A 17,661-nucleotide genomic window follows, 5' to 3' on the forward strand; every position below is an offset into this window, starting at 1 on the left:
CCTTACGAGGGCGCCCCCACCCCCATCACGCCCTCCGCGCCGTAGCCCCCTCCCCCAGCGCCCCCCTCTGTGGCCTGATCCCCGCCGGGACCGCCCGCTGTCTCGCGGGCGTGCCCGTCCAGCAGGTGCCTCGGCGGGAGAGGAGGCGGCGTAGCCATAGTTCCAGGGAGACCAGGTCTGCCAGGCCGTCCAGGGGGAGGGGTTCGCCCTCGGCGGCGGCGCGTAGGGCCTTGCGGACCACTCGGGCTTCGACCAGGCCCGCCTGGGCCAGGAGGGGGGTGTCGAAGAGGGTGATCAGGGTGTCGGCGGCGACGCGGAGGCCGGTGCGGGCCGCGGTGGCGGAGGTGGCGTGGGAGGGGGCACCCCAGCCGGGTGGGAGGTCGGTGATGCCGGCGCCCTCCAGGACCGTACGGAGGATGGCGGCGCGGGCGCCGGGCTGGACGCGGAGGGCTTCGGGGAGGGCCCGGCAGGCGCGTACGACCTGGTTGTCGAGGAAGGGGGCGTGGAGGCGTTGGGAGCGGATCTCCGCGGCCTGTTCCAGGATCCTCAGGTCCGCGGCGTGGCGGGCCAGAGCCGCGCGGGCGCGGAAGTCGCCAGGGCGTTGGCCAGGGCCGACGCTCGGGCGGCCCGTCGTCGCACCCAGGCGAATCGATACTTCTGCCAGAGCCTCCCCCGTCAGCCAGCGGGCCGCTGGGCCCGGTCTTGCCCAGGTGAGGGCCGCCAGGGAAGCCCCTACCGCGCCTCCGGGTTCCTCGAAGCGGCGTTGCATCAGGCGGGCGGCCAGCACTTCCACGCCGGCTCTGTACGGGGTGCGGGACAGTTTGCGCGCGGCGCTGTAGACGCGTGCGGGGACCATCACCGAGCCGTCCGCCTTGGCAAGGGCGGCTACCGGGCGGACCAGGTGGCGGCGTTTGCGGTCCATCAGGAGGTCGGCGAGGCGGGCGGGGTGGGCGTCCAGGACCTGGCGGGCGCCGTAGCCGGTGAAGTGGTCCGCGCTGCCCGAGGCGAGGCGGGCGCGGTGGCGGGCGGCGGTGACGAGGGAGGGGCCCGGTTCGTCGGTGAGGGGGACTTCGAGGTCGGCGTACGGGAGTGTTTCCTCGCTGCCCGTTACTACTACGTGGTGCAGGCGGGGGTTGGCGGCCAGGGTGCCCGCCCGTTCGAGTTCGGCTTCGCGGCCAGGGGTCGCCAAGTCGTTGAAGGTGACGGCCAGGAGGCGTTCGCCGGCGCCGGCGCCGTGGCCCAGGACCGTGCCGGGGGCGCCGGGGAGGCCGGCGGCGAGGAGGGCCAGTGTGCCCGAGGCGGGGCCGCCGGAGAGGTCGGCGCCGATGCCGGGGACGGGCATGCCGCGGGCGGCGCGGCGTTCGGCCGGGCCCATGCCGGGGACCGGGCCGGGGTCGACGTCCGGCACGTGGCGAGGGGCCGACAGCCGGACCCGTACGGCCTCTACGAGGGCATCGCGGACGCCGTCCACCGCGCTGGCGGGGTCGGCGGAGGGGGCGGCGACGGCGAGGGAGGCCACGGGTTCGTACCCGGCGATCTCGCGTGCCCCGGCGCGCAGGATCAGCGCATGCCCCGGGGGAATGCGGCGCACGCCGTCGTACGGAGTGGAGTCATGGAGGGCGTCCGGTACGTCGGGGGCGGCGAGCAGGGCGGCGAGGTGCCCGAAGTCGAGGTTGGCCTCGATGAGGTCGGCGAGGGGGAGGGCGGCGGTCGCGTAGGCCGTACCGCCCGCCCAGGGGGTGTGGAAGACGGGGCGCGCGCCCGCGAGGTCGCCGCAGACGGTGATCCGGCGGCCGACCTGGACGACGGCCGTGTAACTGCCGGGCCAGGCGGTCAGATGGCGCAAGGCGCCACCGCGGGCGGCGAACAGGCCCACGCGCAGCTGCTCGTCGGAGGCGCCGCAGATACCGAGGACCGCGATCCTGGTCTGTTCGTCGGCCTTCACGACGCGGATCTCGTCGGGGCGCCAGTCGCCGACGGCCCACAGCGGATCGGGGTCGCCCCACAGGATCTGGGAGCCGACCGGGTGCACGGTCTCGCCGTCCTGTCCGGTCGCTCCGGCGCCGCCGATCACGGGAGCGCCGGCGGCAGTACTGCTCCATCCCACCAACCACCGCATCGACGCCTCCACAGGCTGTGGACAACCAGTGCACCGTACGAACGGCTCCCATGCTGCCACGAAGGAGGCTCGCCGGAGGGCGTGCGGGAAGGCTTGCGCACCGGTAAGTGCGCCCCTGGAGAGCCACGAGCGCTCCCCCGTCACACCCTCAAAACGCTCTCACGTCGCCCTCAACTCGCCGATGTACAGGGGTGGTCGACAGAGATGGCCCCCGGGTCTACGACGTGAATGCGCCCCCGGTACGCTCCCCCAAAACACCTAACGCGCCCTCAAGAGACGTGGTCGGAGGGGTAATCACCCTCCACGACCACCGTCGATTTTCAGCCAAATCGGAATCGTAGGGCAGAACTCACACACGCTCCGTACAGGCCCCGACGGACACCCAGTGTCAACGCACAGTCCGGGAGGCGGAGTTCGCCTCCCGGACCGGTCCGCCGCCCGCGGGGATGGAGGCGGCGGTGTCCCCCAGCCCACTGGATCCAGTACAGCGGGCCGACCCACGCACAGCCATGGAACCGCTCCCCCGATGGCCGGAGAAGAGCGCACGGACGGGCGCACGGCCACACAGCGGGAGCACACCGCAACAGTCCGTACTCTCTCCGCAAATTCGTACGGACCACAATCCCGCCATCCGGATTCGGCCCCCTTAACGCTTGGGATGCGGCGAACTACGCTGGGTTTACGAATGCCGCGTGCCTATGCCGCCGCGGCAGCCGTCTGTTCGAGGGGTGGCGCAATGTCCAGGGAGCAACGCGGGCCGAACGAAAAGCTCGGCGCCGTTCTCGCCCTCGCGGGAATCAGCAACGCAGGACTCGCGCGTCGCGTCAACGATCTTGGCGCTCAACGCGGGTTGACACTTCGCTACGACAAGACGTCGGTGGCACGGTGGGTCTCCAAGGGCATGGTCCCGCAGGGTGCCGCGCCGCATCTCATCGCCGCCGCGATCGGCCAGAAGCTCGGCCGCCCCGTGCCGCTCCACGAGATCGGCCTGGCGGACGCGGATCCCGCACCCGAAGTGGGCCTCGCCTTCCCTCGTGACGTCGGACAGGCGGTGCGCGCGGCGACGGAGCTGTACCGCCTCGACCTCGCCGGCCGCCGCGCCGGCACCGGCGGCATCTGGCAGTCCCTCGCCGGATCGTTCGCGGTCAGCGCGTACGCCACGCCCGCCTCACGCTGGCTGATAACCCCGGCCGACAGTTCGGTGGCGCGCGAGGCGAGCTCCGCGGAGGGCTCCGGGTCGCCGCTGAAAGTCGGCCACAGCGATGTGCAGAAGCTGCGTGAGGCCGCCGAGGACGCCAGGCGCTGGGACTCCAAGTACGGGGGCGGCGACTGGCGTTCGTCCATGGTGCCCGAGTGTCTGCGGGTCGAGGCCGCGCCGCTGCTGCTCGGCTCGTACTCCGACGAGGTCGGCCGCGCGCTCTTCGGAGCCTCCGCCGAACTCACCCGCCTCGCCGGCTGGATGGCTTTTGACACGGGTCAACAGGAGGCCGCGCAGCGGTACTACATCCAGGCGCTGCGGCTCGCGCGGGCCGCGGCCGACGTACCGCTGGGCGGGTATGTGCTGGCGACGATGTCGTTGCAGGCGACCTATCGGGGCTTCGGCGACGAGGGCGTCGACCTCGCGCAGGCCGCGCTCGAACGCAACCGGGGGCTCGCCACCGCCCGCACGATGAGCTTCTTCCGGCTCGTCGAAGCGCGTGCCCACGCGCGCGCGGGGGACGCCGCGGCCGCCGGGGCGGCTCTCAAGGCCGCCGAGGGCTGGCTGGAGCGGGCCCGCGACGGCGACAACGATCCGTCGTGGCTCGGCTTCTACGGCTACGACCGGTTCGCCGCCGACGCCGCGGAGTGCTACCGCGACCTCAAGGCGCCGCGTCAGGTGCGCCGCTTCACCGAGCAGGCACTGTCGCGGCCGACGGAGGAGTTCGTACGCTCGCACGGGCTGCGGCTCGTCGTGTCGGCGGTCGCCGAGCTGGAGTCCGGCAACCTCGATGCGGCGTGCGAGCAGGGGGTGCGGGCGGTGGAGGTCGCGGGGCGCATTTCTTCGGCTCGCACGACCGAGTATGTGAAGGATCTTCTGCATCGGCTGGAGCCGTATGGGGATGAGCCGCGGGTTATTGAGTTGCGGGAGAGGGCGCGGCCCTTGTTGATGACGCCGGCCTAGGCTGGTGGGTGCCTACTCGTCTGCCGGGTTCGTGTTGATTTGCGGCTGCAGGTGGCTTGTGGCTGGTCGCGCAGTTCCCCCGCGCCCCTTTGGGGCGCGGCTTTGGGCGCCCGGCCCCGAGAACGTGATCGGCGCCATGCAGACGGCTTCCCGTGTTTGAGGGCATTGTCAGTGGTGCAGTGCACTATCGGATGCGGGAGGTGGGGTGCGTGTCGAGGCAGGTCGGGTACGACTGTGACGTGCTTGTGGTCGGCGGGGGGATCGTCGGGCTGTCGACGGCGTATGCGATCACACGGGCCGCGCCGGGGACGCGGGTGACCGTGCTGGAGAAGGAAGCGGGGCCCGCCCGGCACCAGACCGGGCGGAACAGCGGGGTCATCCACAGCGGGATCTACTACCGGCCCGGGTCGCTGAAGGCGCGGTACGCGGTCAAGGGCGCTGCCGAGATGGTCAAGTTCTGCGCCGAGTACGGGATCGCCCACGCGGTCACCGGGAAGCTGATCGTCGCGACGGAACGGTCCGAACTGCCCCGGCTGCACGCCCTCGTCCAGCGCGGACGGGAGAACGGGATTCCGGTGCGGGAGCTGGGGCCCGCCCAGATCACCGAGTACGAGCCGGAGGTGCGCGGGCTCGCCGCCATACACGTCGGGACCACCGGGATCTGCGACTTCGTCGGCGTCGCGCGGCAGCTCGCCGCTGCCTCCGGGGCCGACATCCGGTACGGCGCCGAGGTCGAGCGGATCGACCGGCGGGCCTCGCTCGGGGTCGCCGTACGGACCCGGCGCGGTGACGTCGTACGGGGGCGGGTGCTGGTGAACTGCGCCGGGCTGCGGTGCGACGAGGTGGCCCGGATGACCGGGGACGAGCCGGGGATGCGGATCGTGCCGTTCCGGGGGGAGTACTACGAGCTCGCCCGGCCGGAGATGGTGCGGGGGCTGGTGTATCCGGTGCCCGATCCGGCGTTTCCGTTCCTCGGGGTGCATCTGACCCGGGGCATCGACGGGGGTGTGCATGTAGGGCCCAATGCCGTGCCCGCGCTGGCCCGGGAGGGGTACGGGTGGGGGACCGTACGGGTGCGGGAGCTCGGGGCGACGCTGGCGTGGCCCGGGTCCTGGCGGATAGCCCGGCGGCACTGGCGGTACGGCGCCGGGGAGCTTCGGCGGTCGGTGTCGAAGCGGGCGTTCACCGGGGCGGTGCGGCGGTTGCTGCCCGGCGTCTCCGAAGGGGATCTCCTGCCTGCGGCGGCGGGGGTGCGGGCCCAGGCCGTGCTGCGGGACGGAACCCTGGTCGATGACTTCCTGATCCGGGAGGGGGCGCGGGCCGTGCATGTGCTGAACGCGCCTTCACCTGCGGCTACCGCTTCGCTGCCGATCGGGCGGGAGGTGGGGAGGCGGGCGTTGCAGGCGTTGGGGCAGGTGTGACGGGCTCGGGCCGTGGGGGTGGCTGAGCTCGCCGTAAAATTGGGTCACTGTGTCTGACTTCGCCAACGCTCCCGAGCCCCGCACCCCCGGTGCCTCCCTTCGTCGTCCCCGGGCCAAGGGGGAGCCTCGGTTTCCCGATGGGCCGAAGGCTGATCCGGCCGGGGCTCATTTCGAGCGGCGGATCCGGAGTTTTCAGCCGCGGCGGAGCCGGGTGACGGCCGGGCAGGCGGACGCGTTGCAGCGGCTGTGGCCCAAGTGGGGGCTCGATATCGATGGGCGCGAGCTCGATCTCGTCGAGCTGTTCGGGAACGAGAAGCCCGTCGTGCTGGAGATCGGGTTCGGGATGGGCGAGGCGACGGCTCAGATGGCCGCCGCCGATCCCGGGACCAATGTGCTGGCCGTGGATGTGCACACCCCCGGGCAGGGCAATCTGCTCAATCTCGCGGACCGGGCCGGGCTGTCCAACATCCGGGTCGCGAACGGGGACGCGATCATTCTGCTGCGGGAGATGCTCGCGCCGGATTCCCTGGACGGTCTTCGGGTCTACTTCCCCGACCCCTGGCCGAAGAAGCGGCACCACAAGCGGCGGATCATCCAGCCGGAGTTCCTCACGCTCGTCGCGTCACGGCTCAGGCCGGGGGCGATCGTCCACTGCGCGACGGACTGGGAGCCGTACGCCGAACAGATGCTGGACGTGCTGACCGCCCATCCGGACTTCGAGAACACCCGGGCCGACGGCGGGTTCGCGCCACGTCCCGGCTTCCGGCCGCTGACCCGTTTCGAGGGGCAGGGACTGGACAAGGGTCATGTGGTGAACGATCTGCTCTTCCGCCGCGTACAGCAGCGTGAGCCGCTCGATGAGCGGTCTTGAGCGACTCCGGCTTGGGCCTGAGCTTGAGCGGCTGAAGAGCAGGAAGAACAGGGCAGCGCCCATCCCCCGTTAGGGTCAATGCAATGGCCACCAGTCCCCCCTACCCGTCCCATCCCAGCGGCCCCGTCCGTGGGGGTGTGTTCAGGCCCGTGCGCTGGTGGCAACGGAAGAGCGTGAAGTACGGGGCGCTCATCGCGCTGCTCGCGCTCTCCGGGCTCGTCATCCTGGCCCTCGTACGCGAACAGACCGGCACCGAGGGGTTCCTCGTCGGGCTCGGGCTCGCGGTGCTGCCCGTGCCGGTGCTCATGGCCGCGTTCCGGTGGCTGGACCGGGTGGAGCCCGGGCCCTGGAAGAACCTGTTCTTCGCGTTCGCCTGGGGGGCTTGTGCGGCGGCGCTGATAGCGATCGTGGCGAACAGCTTCGCGACGAGATGGATAGCCACCGCCACCGCCGATCCCTCGCACGCGGACACGTTGGGCGCCACCGTCATCGCGCCGGTGGTGGAGGAGACCGCCAAGGGCGCCGCCGTCTTATTGATCTTCCTGTTCCGGCGGCGGGACTTCACCGGGATCGTGGACGGCGTGGTGATAGCGGGGGTCACCGCCACCGGGTTCGCGTTCACCGAGAACATTCTGTATCTGGGGACCGCGTTCGGGACGGATCAGCTCAGCGGGGGGAGCGGGCTGGCGTCGGTCACCGCGGCCACGTTCTTCGTGCGGGTGATCATGTCGCCGTTCGCGCACCCCCTGTTCACCGTGCTCACGGGCATCGGGTTCGGGATCGCGGCGTGGTCGGCCGAGCGGCAGCATGTGCGGCGGGTTCTGCTGCCGGTGGGTGGGCTGTTGCTCGCCATGGGGATGCATGCGATCTGGAACGGGTCGGCGACGTTCGGGGAGTACGGGTTCTTCGCGGTGTACGCCGGGTTCATGGTGCCGGCGTTCGGGCTGCTGACGTGGTTGGCGATATGGACCCGACAGCGGGAGTTGCGGGCCGTGCGGGAGGAGTTGCCGGCGTATGCGGCTGCCGGGTGGCTGACTGTGCCGGAGCCGTTTGTACTGGGGTCGATGCGGGCGCGGAGGGTCGCGCGGGACTATGCGGCGCATCACTTCGGGAAGGCCGGGGCGCGGGCGGTCGCGGAGTACGAGGCGTACGCGACGTCGCTGGCCTTTCTGCGGCGTCGGGGGCGGCGAGGGCGGGCCGGGGGTGACTTCGTGCTCCGCGAGCGGGAGCTGCTGTTCGAGCTGTGGCGCCGACGGGAGCTGGCGCGGCCGGCGTTGGCGTATGCGGGGCGGGGGGTAGGGGTGGCTTGGCCGGGGGCGTACGGGCATCGTGGCTGGTACGGGTACGGGGACGGGTACGGCGGGTACGAGTACCGGTCGGCCTATACGCAGCCGGTGGTGTACGGGGTGACGCCGCATCCGGCGTACAACCCGTACCGGTCGTAGTCGTTGTTCGTAGCTGCGGACAGTCGTGCCGCTGGGGCGATGGGGGTACCTCCCGCTCGAGCGCAGCCGAGAGTGGGGGAGGGTGGGCGCAGCGGCATCTCGTAGCGCCGAGTTGCGCAGCCCACCCCCGCCCAGCCCCAGCCGCCGGGTGCCGGAAGAGAAAGGGCGAGGTGGCAGTGGGCTACGACGAGGCCGCTGTCAGGTGGTTGAGTTCCTCCGGGGTCAGGGTCAGGTCGGCTACGGCCAGCAGGGGTGGGAGTTGGTCGACGGTGCGGGCCGAGGCGATGGGGGCCGTGATGGTGGGCTGGGCTAGGAGCCAGGCCAGGGCGACCGTGGCCACGTCGGTGCCGCGGGACTCGGCGATGGAGTCGAGCGCGGTCAGGACTCGGGGGCCTCGCGGGGTGTCGAGGTAGGCGCCGGCGCCTGCGGCACGGGGGCTGTCGATCGTGGCGCCGGGCCGGTACTTGCCAGTGAGGAAGCCCTTGGCCAGGGCGAAGTAGGGAACGGCGGCGAGGCCGTACTCGGCGGCCAGGGCCTGGAGGGGGCCCTCGTACGTGTCGCGGGAGACCAGGTTGTAGTGGGGCTGGAGGGCGACGTAGCGGGCGAGGCCCTCGGTGGCCGAGAAGTCCAGGGATGCCTTGAGGCGCTCGGGGGTGATGTTGGAGGCGGCTATGGCGCGGACCTTGCCGGCCTTCACCAGGTCGTCGAGGGCGGTGATGATCTCCTCGACGGGGACCTCGGGCTTGTCGAAGTGGGTGTAGTAGAGGTCGATGTAGTCGGTGCCGAGGCGGGTGAGGGAGGCGTCGGCCGCGGCCTTGATGTTGGCGGCGGTCAGGCCCTGGTACCGCGGGTGCTGGCTCACCTTGGTCGCGATCACCATGTCGGCGCGGTTGCCGCGGGCGGCGACCCAGTTGCCGATGATCGTCTCGGACTCCCCGCCCTCGTTGCCCTCGACCCACGCCGAGTAGGAGTCGGCGGTGTCGATGAAGTTGCCGCCCGCGGCCGTGTAGGCGTCGAGGACGGCGAAGGAGTCTTTCTCGTCTGCCGTCCAGCCGAAGACGTTGCCGCCGAGGGCGAGCGGGAAGACCTCGAGGTCGGACGTACCCAGCTTGCGAAGAGAAGTCATGCTTCTCTTCAACCGCCGGGCCGGACGCCCGCATTCCGTGGACGCGCGATTGGCAGCTCAGTCCCACGGACACGCCGCCGACACGGCACGTCCGTGGGACTGAGCTGCCAATTACTGAGGCTCAGCCGCCGATCAACAAGGCGGGGTCAGATGCTCAGGCCCTTGCTGCGCAGCCACGCCGCCGGGTCGATGCCGGTGCCGGAGCCGCCGGGGTGGACCTCCAGGTGGAGGTGGGCACCGGTGACGTTGCCGGTGGCGCCCACGCGGCCGATGACGTCGCCGGTGGCGACCTTCTGGCCGACGCTCACGCCGATGGAGGACTGGTGGGCGTACCAGATCTCGGTGCCGTCATCGAGGGTGAGGACGGTCTTGTAGCCGTACGAACCCTCCCAGCCGGCCTGGGTGATCGTGCCGCTGTGCACCGCCTTGATCGGGGTGCCGGTGGGGGCGGCGAAGTCGAGGCCGGTGTGGTAGCCGGAGGACCAGTAGGAGCCGGCCTGGCCGAAGTAGGAGGTGAGGGTGTACGAGGAGGTCGGGAGCGCGTACTGCTTGGCGAGGGCGGCGAGGCGCTCCTCTTCCGCCTTCCTCGCGGCCTCCTCCTCCGCCGCCTTCTTCTCGGCGGCTTCCTTGGCCTCGGCTTCCTTCTTCTCCTGCGCGGCCTGCTCGGCGGCCTTCTTCGCGGCGGCGGTCTGCGCGGCCTCGGCGGAGGCCTTGTCGAACGCGTCCTGCTGCGACTCGGCCTGCTGCATGATGCGGGCGCGCAGCGCCTCGCCGGCGTCCGCGGTGCCCTGCTCCGTGTCGGCGGCGATCAGGCCGGCGCTGCTGAGCGGGGCGGTGGAGGCCTGGGGCTCCGGCTCGTCGGCTTCGTCTTCCTCGAAGACCGAGCCGACGTTCGGCATGTCCGGCATCGAGATGGACACCGGGGGCTTGCCGGTCTGCGCGCTGGCCATGCCGGCGCCGCCGACGGCGGCTATGACACCGACACCGAGAACCGTGGAGCTACGGGCGAGTCCGCCGCGCTGACGCTGCTTGGCGACGCGGTGCCGGCCGCGAACGGGACGAATGGACTCCTCGGTGGGGTTCCACTCCTGGAAGGGGCCCTCGTTCTCGGCGTTGTAGCTGCCGTAGGCGAACGTCTCGCTGTCGCCGGTGCGTTGGCTCGGCACGAACGGGGCTTCGGTCGCGGACCGGTTGGACGCCACGTGGGCGTACTCCTTTCCTTCCTTCTCGCCTACCGGGTTAGCTGACGGGTTCGGAGCAGGAAGGTCTCCTACGCGCGTAAACCTGTCGTGCTGCCACGACGGCTTCCGCGCGATTCACCCCAGGGTGGTGGTTCCCCGGTTCCCGTACAGGTACGGGATTCGGCGCGTGAGCACGGAGCCGCCTCTTGTGACGGCTGGGACGACCGCGCTGCGTTATCGAACGTTAATAGACGCGAGGGCCGCATTCCAAGCGGTTCCGAGTGATCGTTCCGGCTTTTGCGCTGGACTTACGGGTCATGAGGGGCGGAAAACGGGCGAGTTGACCTTGCCCCAGGCGTCACAGACGTACTGACGGCACGTCAGTTGCTATGCGGAGGGGGTTCGTGTGGATACGTAGAGTGACGCAAAGGTGAGGGAGATGAGGAGACGGTCGATGGCACGGTCACGGGCGGCGTACGGCCAGCAGTGCCATATCGTCCGTCAGACCGCCGCCGGTGTGGGCGCGTACCTCCTCCGCGAGGGTCGTCAACACGGCGCGCGGGCCGGGGAAGGTGCGCCCGGAGAGGCGTTCGGCCGGGTCGTAGAAGACGCCGTGCGCGTCCCGGGCCTCGGAGAGGCCGTCGGTGTAGAAGAGCAGGGTCGCGCCGACGGGGAACTCGGCCTGCTCGGCGCGGTCCGGCCAGGCGCCCAGATCACCCATGCCGAGCGGGAGTGCAGGGGTGGGTGCGTCCAGCGTGCGCAGGGTGCCGTCGGCGTACAGCAGCAGGGGGGACGGATGGCCTCGGTTGACGATGCGGGCGAGGCCGACGCCGTGCGGAAACTCCGCGAGTACGGCTGTGGCGAACCCCTCGTACGCCTCGTACGCCTCGTACGCCTCATATGCCCCGTCCGCCTGATACTCCTCATACGCCTCGCTCGTGCTCCGGTGGGTCGCCTCCCGTCGCGCGGCGTCCCGGGCGAGGGCCCGTTCCAGTCGCTGGGCGACCGCTTCGAGGGTGGTCTCCTGCTCGGCCGCCTCCCGGAACGCGCCGATCAGCACCGCGACGGCCGACACCGCGCCGAGCCCCTTGCCGCGTACGTCGGCCACGATCAGCCGTATGCCGTGGGGTGAGTCCTGTACGGCGTACAGATCGCCCCCGATCGACGCCCCGGCCTGCGCCGCCTCGTACCGCGCGGCGATCTCCAGACCGCCGATCCGTTCCTGCGGCTCCGGCAGTACGGCCCGCTGCGCGGCCTCGGCGATCTCCCGGGCGGTGGCGAGGCGGGCGCTGCTGCGGTGGACGAGTCTGTTGATGACCACGGCCAGTACGGCGACCGTGGCCACCGTGGTGATCTCGGTGATCGCGTCCACATGGCCCGCGTCGCCGTAGCGGAGGTGTACGACGACGATGCCGGCGACGGAGGCGACGCCCGTGACCACCGTGCCCGTGAGCGAGAGCAGCGGGGCTGCCACGAGGGGGGCGGCGGTGAAGAAGGGGACCGCCGTGAACTCGCGTGGGGTGAAGCGGTCGTAGAAGAGGCCTGTGAGGACGAGGAGAGCCGGGAGAGCGCGGAGGAGGGCGCGGGCGTAGAAGAAGCGCCGCCCGACCGGCCCCTTCACGCCCGCTGCACCTCGCCCGCCCTGCACACCCTCTGACTGCCCCACGGGTCCAGGGTTTCCGGGGGTACGGGCGGGCGGCCAGTCGGTGGGGCCGAGTGGGCTAGCCGTCCATACCCGCTTCCGCCCCCGGTCCCCTTCTCAGCCCGCCGCCAGTTCCGGGAGCAGGAGGGTGTGCTGGGTCTGGAGGACCTTGGCGCGGAGGTAGCGGACGTTGTGGGCGGTGGTGAAGACGCCGGTGGGGACGCGGTGCTGGACGCCGACGCCGAGGTCGCGGAGTTGCTGGGCCTTGTCGGGGTTGTTGGAGAGCAGGTCCAGTTCGGCGATGCCCAGGGCGTCCAGCATCTGGGCCGCGGCCGTGTAGTCGCGCGCGTCCTCGGGCAGCCCGAGCGCCGCGTTCGCCTCGTAGGTGTCGAGGCCCTGGTCCTGGAGGGCGTACGCGTCGAGCTTGTTGTAGAGGCCGATGCCGCGGCCCTCCTGGCGGAGGTAGAGGAGGACCCCGCCGCGGTCGGCGATCCGCTCCACCGCCTCGCGCAGCTGCGGGCCGCAGTCGCAGCGGGCCGAGCCGAGGACGTCGCCGGTCAGGCACTCGGAGTGCAGCCGGACCAGCGGAGGCGTGCCGGGTGCCGGGTCGCCGAGGACGATCGCCAGGTGCTCCTGGCCGTCGACGAGGCCGTGGAAGGTGACCAGTTCGGCGTCGACGCTGTAGCCGTCGTGGAAACGCAGCGGCACCCGGACGCGGGCACGCGGGGTGGCAGCGGGGAAGTCGGGCATGCGGGATCTCCGGTCCTGGTGCGGGCGTGACGGTCTTGATTCAGATTTGAAGCAAGAACCATGGGCCAGGACTCTAACCCTGCTTCAAATTTCAAGCAACTGATTTGGGATGGGTCACATTCCCGGGAGTTCGGGAATCACCCGGAGTTCGGGACCCGGAGTTCGGGGATCACCCGCACGAGCGGCGGCGCCACGGCAGGTCGTCGGGGGCCGTGGGGTGTGGGCCGTCCTCGCCCTGGATCGCCGCCGCGATGCCCAGGCTGATCTCCTCCAGCTGCCCGATCTGCTCCGGGGTGAGGTGGTCGAAGACCGCCTTGCGAACCGTTTCGACGTGGCCCGGCGCCGTACGCTCCAGCAGGGCCATGCCCTCGTCGGTCAGTACGGCGATGCTGCCGCGCTTGTCCCACTGGCAGTTCTCGCGCCGCAGCACGCCGTCCTTCTCCAGCCGGGTCACGACATACGTCAGCCGGCTGCGCGTGATCTTCAGGCGCTCGGCGAGGTCGGTCATCCGCATCCGCCGGTCCGGCGCCTCGGAGAGGGCGGCCAGCATGGAGTAGTAGAGGTGCGGCATGCCGGCCTCCTGCTGGAGCTGCCGGTCGAGCGCGTCCTCCAGGAGCGAGCTCGCGGCGACGTAGGCACGCCAGGCTCGCTGCTCGTCGGGGGTGAGCCAGCGGGTCGTCATACGTAGAGTGTAGTTAGTGTTTAAAACTTGAACCAAGGCCACCCTTTCGAGGCAACCCTTCCAACGCAAGACCCCGGCCCTCAGCTATGGAGTATGGAGCGCGTCCATGTCCCTGCCCTACGTCCTGTTGTCCGCCGCCGTCTCCCTCGACGGCTACCTGGACGACACCGGGCCCGAACGGCTGCTGCTCTCCGGCCCGGCCGACTTCGACCGGGTCGACGAGGTGCGCGCGGCCAGCGACGCCATCCTGATCGGCGCCGGCACCCTGCGCACCGACAACCCCCGGCTGCTGGTCAACTCCCCCGAGCGGCGCGCGACCCGGGTCGCTGCCGGCCTCCCCGAGTACCCGCTCAAGGTCACGGTCAGCGCGTCCGGCGACCTCGACCCGGCGGCCCAGTTCTGGCACACCGGCGGCGAGAAGGTCGTGTACACGACGGACAAGGGCGCGGAACGGCTGCGCGGGGCCGGGATCGCCGCCGACGTCGTCCCCCTCGGGGCAGAACTGGACTGGCCGGCGACCCTCGCCCACCTCGGCGACGTACGCGGCGTCCGGCGCCTCATGGTCGAGGGCGGCGGACGCGTGCACACCCAGCTCCTCCAGCAGGGGCTCGCGGACGAACTCCAGCTGGCCGTGGCGCCCGTCTTCGTGGGCGAGGCGGACGCACCGCGGATGTTCGGGACGGGCGCGTACCCCGGCGGACCGCGCAGCCGCCTCCGGCTGCTGGAGACCCGGCCCATCGGCGACGTCGTCCTCATCCGGTACGTCCCCACCCTCCCCGGCACCGGCCCGGCCGTCTCCCCCGCCGACCGGCACTGGCTGGCGCTCGCCTGCGAACTGGCCCTCGCCTGCCCGCCCTCCCGGACGGCGTTCAGCGTGGGCGCGGTCGTCGTCGCGGCGGACGGTACGGAGCTGGCCCGCGGCCACTCCCGGGAGAACGGCGACCTTGTGGTCCACGCCGAGGAGGCGGCCCTCGCCAAACTCGACCCCGCCGACCCGCGCCTCGCCTCCGCCACCGTCTACAGCAGCCTGGAGCCGTGCGCCCGCCGCACCTCCCGCCCCGCCCCCTGCGCCCGGCTCCTCCTCGACGCGGGCGTACGGCGCGTCGTCACGGCCTGGCGCGAGCCGGACACGTTCGTCGAGAACGCCGCCGCCGGCAACGCGGTGCTGGCGGCGGAGGGCGTCGACGTCGTCGTACTCCCGGAGTACGAGGGGGCGGCGAAGGCGCCGAACGGGCATCTGCTGCCCTGACGAGCGGTGGGTTGGGTGGCGGGTGGACGTGGGTGAAGGGGTGGGTGACGGGGGCCGTCGTAAAACCGTGTGCTGGGTGTCCCGCGGATGGCGTACACTGGTTTCAACGACGCGGGGTGGAGCAGCTCGGTAGCTCGCTGGGCTCATAACCCAGAGGTCGCAGGTTCAAATCCTGTCCCCGCTACTGAAGGCCTGGGGCCGGAATCCGATGAGGATTCCGGCCCCAGGTGTTTTCCGATGGCTATGCGCGGCGGGCCACCCGCACCGCATCCGTGTACAGCTCGCGTGTGAGGTCCTCCGGGGCGATGCCGAGCTCGGCGAGGACCGTACGGATGTCGTCCAGGGCCGCTGTGACGTCGGTCTCCTCCTCGACCATGGTCTCGATCTCCAGGAAAGTGCCGTCGAGCTCGGGGACGCGGACCAGAGTGGCGAGCATCCTGCGCCCGTACGCCTCGAAGGCGTAGCTGCGGCACCGCTTCTTGACGACGATCGCCGGTACGTAGCCGAGGTGCTCCAGGGTGGCGTGGGCGGCCTGCGAGTCCTCCACCCGGGTCTCGTACTCGGGTTTGGAGCCGGACGCCTCGTCGACGACGGCCCCCTTGAAGGTGAGCAGGGTACGGCGGTCGCCCGTGCCGTGGTCGACCACGAACCGGAGCCGCAGTTCCTCGTCGCGGGCGCGCAGGCTCCCGTCGGGCCGGTCGTAGTACGTGTCCTGGTACGTCTCGACGCGCACCTCGGCCCGCTCGCCGAGCGCCCCCGCGACCGCCTCCGGCGTACGCACCCGGGCCTTCAACTCCGCCTCGATCACCGGCTGTTCCCTCCCACCTTCCCGCCCTGTTCAGCTCTTGACCGCGTACACCGTGCCGCTGTCGTTGCCCACGTACACCGTGCCGGCGGCTGCCGCGGGGGAGGAGCGGATGTCGGCGCCGGTGGGGTAGGTCCAGATCGACCGGCCGGTGTCCGTGCGTACGGCGTAGAGGTTGCCGTTCTTGCTGCCGACGTAGACGGCGTCGCCGAGGACGGTCGGTGAGGAGTAGACGACGTTGCCGATGGTGAACTTCCACTTCTGGGTGCCGGCCAGGGCGTCGACGGCGTACAGGTTGCCGTCGTCGCTCCCCACGTAGGCGACTCCGCCGGACACCGCAGGCGAGGAGCCCACGCCGGCCTGGGTGCGGAAGGTCCAACGGAGTTCGCCGGTGTCGCAGTTGACGGCGTAGAGGTTGCCGTCGTAGCTGCCCACGTAGACGGTCCGGTCGGCGACGGCCGGTGAGGACTTGACGTCGCCGCCCGTCTTGAAGGACCAACGGGGCTCCCCGGTCGCCACGTCGACGGCGTGGAGACGGGAGTCCTCGCTCCCCACGTAGACCTTGTTCCACGCGACAACCGGGGAGGAACGGATACGGCCCTGGGCGGCGAACGTCCATTTACGGTCGCCGGAACGGGCGTCGACGGCGTACAGGTTGCCGTCGTCACTGCCGACGTAGACGACGCCTCCAGCGACCACGGGCGAGGAGTTGACCTCTCCGCCGGCGCTGAACTGCCAGCGCTGGTCGCCGGTTTTCACGTCGACGGCGTAGAGGTGGTAGTCGGCGCTGCCGAAGTAGGCGACGCCCCCGGCCACGGCCGGGCAGGTGTAGACGCCGTTGCCGGTGCCGAACGCCCAACGCGGCTTACCGGTCTCGGCGTCCAGGGCGTACATGGTGCCGTCCCTGCTGCCGGCGTACACCAGCCCGCCCGCGGCGAGCAGGGCCGGCGCGACCGGGCCTCCGGTGCCGTACTTCCATCTCGGGCTGCCGGGGCTCGGCACGCCCGACGGGTCGTTGAGGGTGTCGTTGTCCGCGCCCTTGTCGGGGTCGTCCTGGTTGCCTCGCCCCAGCAGGTAGGTGCCCGCGCCCACGGCGGCGACGGCACCCGCTCCGGCGAGGGCGATCAGTGCGCGGCGACGCGTCGGTGGAGGCGTGGGTCTCGGTGGAGGTGTGGGCGTGGGCGTACCTGCGGCGGTCTCCGTATATGACCCCCGTGTATGTGGCCCCCGTGTATGTGGCCCGTTCTCCTCGGCGCGCCGTACCGAGGCGGCGACCGGTGCGGGCAGCCAGGCGCCGCCGCCCAAGGCGAGCGTGGCCGTGTCCTCGCCGTACGCCGTGCCAGGCGACGGCAGTTGCGACGGCGGGATCCGGTGGGCGAACTCGGCGAGCAACTCCGCGACCGTAGGCCGCAGCGCCGGGTCCTTGTCGAGGCAACGGGCGAGGAGAGGGCGTAGACCTGCGGGGACGGCGGACAGGTCGGCCGTGTCGTGGACCACGCGATAGGCGACGCCGGCCAGCGAACCGGACCCGAAGGGCCCTCCACCGGTGGCGGCGAAGACGAGTACGCCACCGAGGGCGAACACATCGGAGGGCGCACTGGCGCGGCCGCCCGTCAACTGTTCGGGCGACATGAAGGCGGGGGTGCCGACGACGACCCCGCTCCGGGTCAGCGAACTCGATCCGGCGCTGATCGCGATACCGAAGTCGATCACCTTGGGCCCGTCGGGGGCCAGCAGCACATTGGACGGCTTCAGGTCCCGGTGGACGAGACCCGCGGCATGGATGGCCTGCAGCGCCTCGCTCAGGCCGGCGCCCAGCGCGACGACCGAGGACTCGGGCAGCGGCCCGTGCCGTGCGATGGTGTCGTCGAGCGAGATGCCCGCGACATGGACGGTGGCGAGCCACGGCGGGTCCCCGTACGGATCCGCGTCGACGACCGCCGCGGTGAACGCCCCGCTGATGGCCCGCGCGGCCGCCGCCTCCCGGGCGAACCGCTGACGGAACTGCGGATCGTCGGTCATCTCGGGCCGGATGACCTTCACGGCGACCGCCCGCCCACCCGGCGACCGCCCCAGATAGACCCGCCCCATCCCACCGGCTCCGAGGCGCCCCACGATCCGGTACGGCCCCACCTGCCGCGGGTCGCTGCTTTCCAACGCCTGTGACATGGGCCTCCCCGCCCCCGCCGGAGGCCGCCTACCGCTCCCC

13 protein-coding genes, 1 tRNA gene and 1 riboswitch are annotated in these 17,661 nt (G+C 71.4%); of the genes, 6 read left to right on the top strand and 8 right to left on the bottom strand.

Going from position 1 to position 17,661, the window contains the following annotated elements:
- Positions 1 to 25: 25 nt before the first annotated feature.
- Positions 26 to 2,119, bottom strand: coding sequence for an asparagine synthase-related protein (locus F3T56_RS25170; protein ID WP_149827653.1), 2,094 nt, complete (start codon positions 2,117 to 2,119; stop codon positions 26 to 28).
- A 736-nt stretch (positions 2,120 to 2,855) separates the two neighbouring features.
- On the opposite strand from F3T56_RS25170, the gene F3T56_RS25175 reads away from it, so the two are divergent.
- The 4 genes from F3T56_RS25175 (at position 2,856) to F3T56_RS25190 (ending at position 8,017) form a co-directional block, all read left to right on the top strand.
- The gene (locus tag F3T56_RS25175; RefSeq protein WP_149827654.1) at positions 2,856 to 4,280 is read left to right on the top strand and encodes an NsdA family TPR-like regulatory protein; all 1,425 of its coding nucleotides are present in this window, start codon (positions 2,856 to 2,858) and stop codon (positions 4,278 to 4,280) included.
- Positions 4,281 to 4,471: 191 nt separating this feature from the next.
- A complete protein-coding gene (gene lhgO / locus F3T56_RS25180) occupies positions 4,472 to 5,701 on the top strand; it encodes an L-2-hydroxyglutarate oxidase (protein ID WP_172639134.1) in 1,230 nt (409 codons plus the stop codon).
- Between the two features lie 49 nt (positions 5,702 to 5,750).
- Positions 5,751 to 6,572, top strand: a complete 822-nt coding sequence (gene trmB / locus F3T56_RS25185) for a tRNA (guanosine(46)-N7)-methyltransferase TrmB (protein ID WP_149827656.1) — start codon at positions 5,751 to 5,753, stop codon at positions 6,570 to 6,572.
- 83 nt (positions 6,573 to 6,655) lie between these two features.
- Positions 6,656 to 8,017 (top strand): PrsW family intramembrane metalloprotease, encoded by a 1,362-nt coding sequence (locus F3T56_RS25190; RefSeq protein ID WP_149827657.1) that lies wholly within the window; start codon positions 6,656 to 6,658, stop codon positions 8,015 to 8,017.
- 181 nt (positions 8,018 to 8,198) lie between these two features.
- Here the strand turns inward: F3T56_RS25190 and F3T56_RS25195 are convergent, their stop codons facing one another.
- The 5 genes from F3T56_RS25195 to F3T56_RS25215 form a co-directional block, all read right to left on the bottom strand.
- A complete protein-coding gene (locus F3T56_RS25195; RefSeq protein ID WP_149827658.1) occupies positions 8,199 to 9,143 on the bottom strand; it encodes an aldo/keto reductase in 945 nt (314 codons plus the stop codon).
- A gap of 146 nt (positions 9,144 to 9,289) precedes the next feature.
- Positions 9,290 to 10,345 carry a M23 family metallopeptidase gene (locus F3T56_RS25200; protein ID WP_149827659.1) on the bottom strand — a complete coding sequence of 352 codons (1,056 nt, stop codon included), beginning with the start codon at positions 10,343 to 10,345 and terminating at the stop codon, positions 9,290 to 9,292.
- An 11-nt stretch (positions 10,346 to 10,356) separates the two neighbouring features.
- Positions 10,357 to 10,520: riboswitch (cyclic di-AMP (ydaO/yuaA leader) on the bottom strand.
- Positions 10,521 to 10,787: 267 nt separating this feature from the next.
- Complete coding sequence (locus F3T56_RS25205; protein WP_172639127.1) at positions 10,788 to 11,945, bottom strand: PP2C family protein-serine/threonine phosphatase; 1,158 nt, start codon at positions 11,943 to 11,945, stop codon at positions 10,788 to 10,790.
- A gap of 138 nt (positions 11,946 to 12,083) precedes the next feature.
- Positions 12,084 to 12,716, bottom strand: coding sequence for a GTP cyclohydrolase II (locus F3T56_RS25210; RefSeq protein ID WP_149827660.1), 633 nt, complete (start codon positions 12,714 to 12,716; stop codon positions 12,084 to 12,086).
- Positions 12,717 to 12,885: 169 nt separating this feature from the next.
- Complete coding sequence (locus F3T56_RS25215; protein WP_149827661.1) at positions 12,886 to 13,398, bottom strand: MarR family winged helix-turn-helix transcriptional regulator; 513 nt, start codon at positions 13,396 to 13,398, stop codon at positions 12,886 to 12,888.
- 106 nt (positions 13,399 to 13,504) lie between these two features.
- Here F3T56_RS25215 and F3T56_RS25220 point away from each other — a divergent pair, with 106 nt between their 5' ends.
- The gene (locus tag F3T56_RS25220) at positions 13,505 to 14,647 is read left to right on the top strand and encodes a dihydrofolate reductase family protein (RefSeq protein ID WP_149827662.1); all 1,143 of its coding nucleotides are present in this window, start codon (positions 13,505 to 13,507) and stop codon (positions 14,645 to 14,647) included.
- Between the two features lie 110 nt (positions 14,648 to 14,757).
- Positions 14,758 to 14,831: transfer RNA gene (locus F3T56_RS25225), tRNA-Met, on the top strand.
- A 57-nt stretch (positions 14,832 to 14,888) separates the two neighbouring features.
- Here the strand turns inward: F3T56_RS25225 and cyaB are convergent.
- Positions 14,889 to 15,455, bottom strand: a complete 567-nt coding sequence (gene cyaB, locus F3T56_RS25230; protein WP_149827663.1) for a class IV adenylate cyclase — start codon at positions 15,453 to 15,455, stop codon at positions 14,889 to 14,891.
- Positions 15,456 to 15,485: 30 nt separating this feature from the next.
- Complete coding sequence (locus F3T56_RS25235) at positions 15,486 to 17,621, bottom strand: outer membrane protein assembly factor BamB family protein (protein ID WP_149827664.1); 2,136 nt, start codon at positions 17,619 to 17,621, stop codon at positions 15,486 to 15,488.
- Positions 17,622 to 17,661: the final 40 nt, after the last annotated feature.

Source organism: Streptomyces tailanensis, assembly GCF_008386495.1.
GTDB classification, from domain to species: Bacteria; Actinomycetota; Actinomycetes; order Streptomycetales; family Streptomycetaceae; genus Streptomyces; species Streptomyces tailanensis.